Genomic DNA, 6434 nt, shown 5'->3' on the forward strand with positions numbered 1-6434 from the left:
TATACCTATATTCAAAAGATTTCAGAAGTATCAAAAGCAAAATAAGATGGTTCACAAAATTGCCTTGTTCAATCACAAGGGTGGTGTCAGTAAGACCACAACGACTTTTAACTTAGGTTGGATGCTTGCTTCAAAGGGTAAGAGAGTTATCCTTGTAGATACTGATCCTCAATGTAATCTAACAGGAATAGCTTTAAAAGAAGAAACTGAAGATGACGAAGCAAGGATAGAAAACATCTACAACACACATTCAAATATCAAAACTGGCTTGGCTCCTGCTTTTGAGTCACAGCCACGGGCTATTGAAGCTGTAGATTGTGTTCCGATAGAAGGACAAGAAGGTTTATTTTTATTACCTGGTCATGTTGGCTTTGCTGAATACGAAGTAACATTAGGTATCGCGCAGGAACTCAGTGGATCAATTCAGACACTCAAAAACTTGCCAGGTGCTATTTCTGATCTTTTAGAAAAAACTGCTAATCAATTTAATGCTGACTATATTCTGATTGATATGAGTCCAAGTTTAGGAGCAATCAATCAGAATTTACTAATGACAAGTGACTTTTTCTTAGTGCCTACAACAGCTGATTTTTTCTCCGTAATGGCAATTGATTCTCTGTCTAGAATTTTATCAAAGTGGTGTGCTTGGGCAAGAATGGCAAGCGCAAACCCTATATTAAAGGAAGCTGCTTATCCATTTCCAGAATTTACCTTGAAATTTTTAGGAACCATAGTTCAAAACTATAGAATTATTAGGGGTAAAGAAACAGCAGCATTTCAAACATGGATAGAGAAAATTGAGGATACAGTTACTCATAAACTAGTACCAGTTTTAGAGCAAAATAATCTGTTATTACCAAAGCAAGTCTATACCGAGCAGAGTATGAATGGTAGTTGTACTCTGACAAAAATTTCTAATTTTAACAGCTTAATTGCTCTATCACAACAACATAGTACACCAGTTTATGCACTTACAACAGAACAATTAGGACAGACAGGCGTAGTATTAAAAGCTAATCAAAAAAAGCAAAAGGAATTTAAAACAACTTTTTCTGATTTAGCAGATAAAATTATTGCACTATCATCCAGTTATGCAGTCAGCGCTTGACCAATTTCGCATTAGTATCCAGCGTGTTCGGGATCTGATTGCTCTTCATACTTCCGTTAAGGCTCAAGCTACTGCTGCTCTGGATCTTTCAGACATTTTACGAGCTGCTCTAGTTCTAACTGTTAGTGCCTTGGATTATTATATCCATGAGGTTGTCACCTTGGGTATGCTGGAAATTCATCGAGGACAACGTGCTGAACCAGTATCTTCAGCTAATACAATTCAATCAGCCTTTTCCCGTTTTCAAGTTTCCTTGGGAAGCGCTCGTGAGGATAGAAGAATAGCCATAGATATTGCCTCTTGGATAGAGAGTGATATACAGCAGGTTTATGGAGCTAGCTTTTTACAGCAGTCTCATAATATTTCTGGTTTAATTCCAGCTATATCAAATAGTATTTTGAACAGATTAAATAATACTTCATGGTTAGAAGACGAGATTCGAGAACGTCTAAGTTATCAAAGCTTTCAGCAACCTGACAAAATAGCTGAAGCAATTAGGCAAATTTCGGATAAAAAATTGTGGGATGAGGTTGCTATTAAAATGAGTAAACCTCCTAAAGATATTAAGCAACAACTTACCTTAATTGTGGATCGCAGAAATAAAATTGCTCATGAAGCAGATATAGATCCTACCCTCAACATAGGTAATCGCTGGTATATCGACGAATCAATGGTTGGTGATACAGTTGATTTTATTGAGCAGGTTGTAGAGAGTATTCATCAAATTTTGTAGCTTTGGGTAGATTAATAGTAGATATTGTAAACTAACTAATTGAGTGAGATAGGCTTGCTCTTGATGATTCAGAGTTTAGCAAAGAAATCTGAATCACTGCGGGGTAATTTGTCTGACTATTTCTAGAAAACCATGAACAGTTGGGGATGTTTCGTTTCGTCGCCAAATCATCGCGATCGCTACGCCAATGTCTTTGAGTATTTCAACTTTTGCAGTGGTTTGTTGGATATTTTTATAAACTACTCCAGTCCGTTGCAGGTTTTGCAAAGATGCTGGCACGATCGCAATACCTATTTGGGCTGCAACTAAACTAACAATTGTTTGCATTTGGATAGCTTCTTGGGCAACACTGGGGCTAAAACCTGCTTGCTGACAAAGACTGATGATTAAATCGTAGAGTCCGGGCGCTAATATTCTAGGAAATAAAATGAATGATTCATTAGCAAGCGATGTCAAACAAACATCTAATTGATTTGTTAGTAAATGCGTTTCAGGTAGTGCTACCATCAGCCGCTCTTGAAAAATTATCTCCCAGCTAAATGTCTTTTCTTCAACAGGTGATCGTAGAAATCCTACATCTATTCGACCTTCTCGCAACCACTCTAACTGTTGATCTGTAGTGAGTTCATGTAACTCTAGGCTCACACCAGGGATGCAATTACGAAATGTTCGTAGAATAGTTGGCAAAATATTATATGCCGCTGAACTAACAAAGCCAACCACCAACTGTCCAATTTAGCCCCGACTAGTTTGTTTTCCAAGTCTGATCGCTTGCTGCAACTCCCTGAGAATTTGCTGTACTTCATTTAAAAATACTGGTTCTTGCGTTACTTTTATGGAGAATTAATACTAAAGTGCCAGTTTAATAAACTGCGGAGTCTAAAATTGCTAAAGTTACGAAAGCCATATCTAAGTCTTTTAATCAACTTCAGCTTATTATTAATTCCTTCTACAGTACCACTCGTAGTTTTTTCATCAAAATAACCTACTATTTCTCCAAACCATCTAACCATTGTACCTATGCTTTTCGGAAAATATGAAAGTGCTTCATGCATCCAATCTAATAATTTAATTACACTATCTCCCCAATATTTAGTGAATTCAAATATATCCCGAAAATCTTCTTTGAGTTGATGCATTTTAGCCAAAATTGGTGAAACTTCTTGAGCAGACTTTAACTTTTTTTTTTGCTTTTCGTTCAAAGAATCTTCATTTTTGATGAAGCTATATTTGCTTTTACTTAATCCCTCTAATCTTCGGGATTTTTCTGATTTATTTTCTAGTGACATTGCTGCCTTCTTTTCAGCTTTACGCATAGCATCTAACTCATCATTTACTTGTTTCATTACATGAAATCTATCAGCAGTTACGTTGGCGTTAGGCATTAATTCTTCTACTAAGCTTTTATAAGGCGACCAGAGATCAATACTCACTTCTTGGATTTGTTCTAGCACCTGAATATCCCAACTCACAAGGACTTCCCGGATTTCTTCCATTCTTCTGGACTTCACTATTTCAATGGGTTTATGAGTATCCAAATCTACTAACACTGCTAAATAATTACCTTGGCCTTTAACCAAGGCAATTTCATCTATGCCTAACCTTTTTAATTGACTTAAATTTATGTTTAATATCAGGGAAGCTTGTCCTTTTAACATTGATTCTACTTCTTCATCGCTTAAGTCATTTCTTTCGGCGACACTATGAATATTGCTATTTAATACTTGTTGAATTATCTGAGCCGCTAATCTTTTAGTATATCCTTTGCTTGGCTCTACAAAGTTTAGCTTTTCACTCAAGACTTTTTTACACTTAGGACATTTGAATTGACGACGATTTATTTTTAATAGAACTGTTCTCTCACTCCAAGATAAATCATGAATCATCCGCCAATGATTTTGATGTATACTGTGAGTAATTTGTTCACATGAGGGGCAAGTAGAATAATTCACAGATTTCTCTATTGTTATGACTATTCCCATGCCTTCAATTTCCTGACAGTCTAACACTTTCATCTCTGGAAGATTCAGAATTTGATCTACAGGAAATTTCATAGCGATCGCCCAAAACTTTTGTATGCAATATATATTATTATAATATAATCATTACTTAATAATGTTTAAAAGTTTGTAAGCCTATGCTTGGTAAAAGTTTTAGACTTCAATATCGTAAAAAGTATAGGCATGAAATTTAAATTATTTTAATTTTCACCATAAAAGTAGCGCAAGAGCCAAAATACTTTCCCTGCTTCTGTTAACTGCACATTTCGTTTTGTGCGGTGAAACAGTTCAAAGCCCAATTCCCTTTCTAGCTGCTGGATTTGTTGACTTAAAGGAGGTTGGGCAATATGCAATCGTTCTGCTGCTCTGCCAAAGTGTAGTTCCTCTGCCAAAGTGACAAAGTAGCGCAGGTGTCTTAGTTCCATCTGTTACCTGGATTTATATTTTTAACATATTAGTTAAGCTAAAAATATATATTGGACATAATTAAAAATCTTTTTTACTGTGATGATAGCAGTCATCAAGAGGCAGAGGAGCAGCAGAAGCAAAAGTGTAAAGTTCTTATGCTTGTTCACGAGTTTCAAACACTCATTAACCGAGTTCAGAGGTGGATTCATCCACCTCAAACACTCGTTAATCCAGTTCAGAGGTGGATTCATCCACCTCAAACACTCGTTAATCCAGTTCAGGTGTGGATTCATCCACCTCAAACACTCATTAACCCAGTTCAGAGGTGGATTCATCCAGTTCAAACACTCGTTAACCCAGTTCAGAGGTGGATTCATCCAGTTCAAACACTCGTTAACCCAGTTCAGAGGTGGATTCATCCAGTTCAAACACTCATTGTTGCAAATCCAAAATATATTTTTTCTGCTCCTCTATCCCTCTGCTTTCTTTAGTCATCAATCTAAGGCGCATCATTGAGCATTGGCGAACTAACACACTGTAATTTGATCACTTATGAATAATCTTTCGATACCCAATAATTATTGGGACACTGCACTTTATGAAGAGAAACACGCCTTCGTGTGGCAGTATGGGGAGGACTTGCTGAAATTGCTCAACCCCAAGCCAGGAGAATACATTTTGGATCTCGGCTGTGGTACTGGACAACTCACAGAAAAAATTGCGATCGCTGGGGCTGAGGTTAGAGGAATCGACTACGCACCCACGATGATTGAGACAGCAAGACAAAACTATCCTCATCTGCGCTTTGATGTTGCTGACGCTAGAAAATTTCAAGTAGACCAGCCATTGGATGCTGTATTTTCTAACGCTGTACTGCATTGGGTCAAAGAAGCAGATAGCGCGATCGCCTCCATACATCAAGCCCTAAAACCAGGTGGGCGTTTTGTCGCCGAGTTTGGTGGTAAGGGGAATGTACAGGCGATCGCCAAAGCTTTACATAGTGCTTTGCAGGCGATCGGTATTCCCACACAAGTAGTGAATCCTTGGTATTTCCCCAGTATTGGCGAATATGCTACACAGTTGGAACAGCAAGGCTTTGATGTCATCTATACCACCTTATTTCCTCGTCCAACTCTCCTAGCAGGAGGAGAAGTAGGTATGGCGAACTGGATTCAGATGTTTGCTAGCGCTTTTTTAGCAGGACTGTCTGCTCAACAACAAATGCAAGTAATTCACGCCGTTGAAGAGTATCTCAAGCCCACAATGTATCAAAAGGATACTTGGACAGCAGATTATCAACGAATTCGCATCATTGCCATCAAAGTTTAGATAAATTATTAGTTAGGACTTACGCAACTGGTACACAAGGCTTCTGGTATAAGAGTCAAGAGTCAAGGGTCAAGGGTCAAGGGTCAAGGGTCAAGGGTCAAGGGTCAAGGGTCAAGGGTCAAGGGTCAAGGGTCAAGGGTTAAGGGTCAAGAATCAAGGTTTTTTGGACTTTTGACCTTTGACTCTGGACAACCTCTGGCGTTAAAAATATGACACTTGCGTAAGTCCTGTTAGTAATGGGTTAAATCTATCACCCATTACCCACGAGGTAATTGGAGATTAATCTACCACCAAAAATGGTATTAGCTTATGCTTAAACATAAATTTCTTGGTCGCCAGACATCGCTTCCACTACTACTAACTATTAGCCTCACAACCTTGCTAGTTTCACCCTCACTAGCGCAAACTACGCCAGTACCAACGCCTTCTAGCGCTCCCTTGCAACTAGATTTATTAGCTAAGCCCAAAGACTATGTGATTACAGCTAGCACCATTAACCTAGAAAGATTAACCACTCCTAGTTTATGGTGGGCAAAAGAGAACTCTGAAAACAAGCTTTTGGATAACTGGATTGCATATCCAGCTTTAGGAAAAGAACCTGCTAGAGCAGACCTGATAGTGAATCAGCAAATTTGGAGCTTACTAGACTACCTGGAGCGCTACGACTTCGTGAATCGTTTGGGTGGCGTTGCTCGCAAGGATGGTTATAACGTTCGGGTTTTCAATTATCAGCAAGAACTGTTAGCAACCTACACCTGTAACTTTAATACAAGTCCAGCTTTGTGCAATATCCAGATGAATGCTCAGAACAAATTAGGGTTACTACGTTCTTTATAAGGCTTTCTCTTATACACAT

General features: G+C 38.3%; 6 protein-coding genes and 2 pseudogenes. 5 read left to right on the forward strand and 3 right to left on the reverse strand.

The window, feature by feature from the left end:
* Window positions 1-46 precede the first annotated feature (46 nt).
* A complete protein-coding gene (locus tag IQ246_RS05935; protein ID WP_194001025.1) occupies window positions 47-1108 on the forward strand; it encodes a ParA family protein in 1062 nt (353 codons plus the stop codon).
* A complete protein-coding gene (locus tag IQ246_RS05940; protein ID WP_194001028.1) occupies window positions 1092-1841 on the forward strand; it encodes a HEPN domain-containing protein in 750 nt (249 codons plus the stop codon). Before IQ246_RS05935 ends, IQ246_RS05940 begins: the two co-directional genes overlap by 17 nt.
* Window positions 1842-1934: 93 nt before the next feature.
* On the opposite strand, the pseudogene IQ246_RS05945 reads toward IQ246_RS05940, so the two are convergent.
* The 3 genes and pseudogenes from IQ246_RS05945 to IQ246_RS05955 all read right to left on the reverse strand — a co-directional run.
* Window positions 1935-2657, reverse strand: a pseudogene (locus tag IQ246_RS05945) (LysR family substrate-binding domain-containing protein); the annotation flags it as partial.
* A 17-nt stretch (window positions 2658-2674) separates the two neighbouring features.
* Entirely contained in the window at window positions 2675-3895 is a 1221-nt protein-coding gene (locus IQ246_RS05950) for an ISL3 family transposase (protein ID WP_194001030.1), read from the reverse strand.
* Window positions 3896-4074: 179 nt separating this feature from the next.
* Window positions 4075-4266: pseudogene (locus tag IQ246_RS05955) on the reverse strand (LysR family transcriptional regulator); the annotation flags it as partial.
* A 51-nt stretch (window positions 4267-4317) separates the two neighbouring features.
* Between IQ246_RS05955 and IQ246_RS05960 the strand changes: the two are divergent.
* The 3 genes from IQ246_RS05960 to IQ246_RS05970 all read left to right on the forward strand — a co-directional run bounded on the left by IQ246_RS05960 (window position 4318) and on the right by IQ246_RS05970 (window position 6415).
* Window positions 4318-4740: a hypothetical protein gene (locus tag IQ246_RS05960; protein WP_194001032.1), complete on the forward strand. Its 423-nt coding sequence runs from the start codon at window positions 4318-4320 to the stop codon at window positions 4738-4740.
* 61 nt (window positions 4741-4801) lie between these two features.
* Window positions 4802-5578: a trans-aconitate 2-methyltransferase gene (locus IQ246_RS05965; RefSeq protein ID WP_194001035.1), complete on the forward strand. Its 777-nt coding sequence runs from the start codon at window positions 4802-4804 to the stop codon at window positions 5576-5578.
* A 309-nt stretch (window positions 5579-5887) separates the two neighbouring features.
* Window positions 5888-6415 carry a hypothetical protein gene (locus IQ246_RS05970; protein ID WP_194001037.1) on the forward strand — a complete coding sequence of 176 codons (528 nt, stop codon included), beginning with the start codon at window positions 5888-5890 and terminating at the stop codon, window positions 6413-6415.
* The last annotated feature ends 19 nt before the right edge of the window (window positions 6416-6434 follow it).

The organism is aff. Roholtiella sp. LEGE 12411 (genome assembly GCF_015206995.1).
In the GTDB taxonomy this organism is placed as follows: domain Bacteria; phylum Cyanobacteriota; class Cyanobacteriia; order Cyanobacteriales; family Nostocaceae; genus Komarekiella.

What these genes read in the sequence shown, in the direction of transcription:
- IQ246_RS05935 (WP_194001025.1), top strand. Translation starts at nt 47, where the DNA reads ATGGTTCACAAAATTGCCTTGTTCAATCACAAGGGTGGTGTCAGTAAG.
- IQ246_RS05940 (WP_194001028.1), top strand. Translation starts at nt 1,092, where the DNA reads ATGCAGTCAGCGCTTGACCAATTTCGCATTAGTATCCAGCGTGTTCGG.
- IQ246_RS05950 (WP_194001030.1), bottom strand. Translation starts at nt 3,895, where the DNA reads ATGAAATTTCCTGTAGATCAAATTCTGAATCTTCCAGAGATGAAAGTG.
- IQ246_RS05965 (WP_194001035.1), top strand. Translation starts at nt 4,802, where the DNA reads ATGAATAATCTTTCGATACCCAATAATTATTGGGACACTGCACTTTAT.
- IQ246_RS05970 (WP_194001037.1), top strand. Translation starts at nt 5,888, where the DNA reads ATGCTTAAACATAAATTTCTTGGTCGCCAGACATCGCTTCCACTACTA.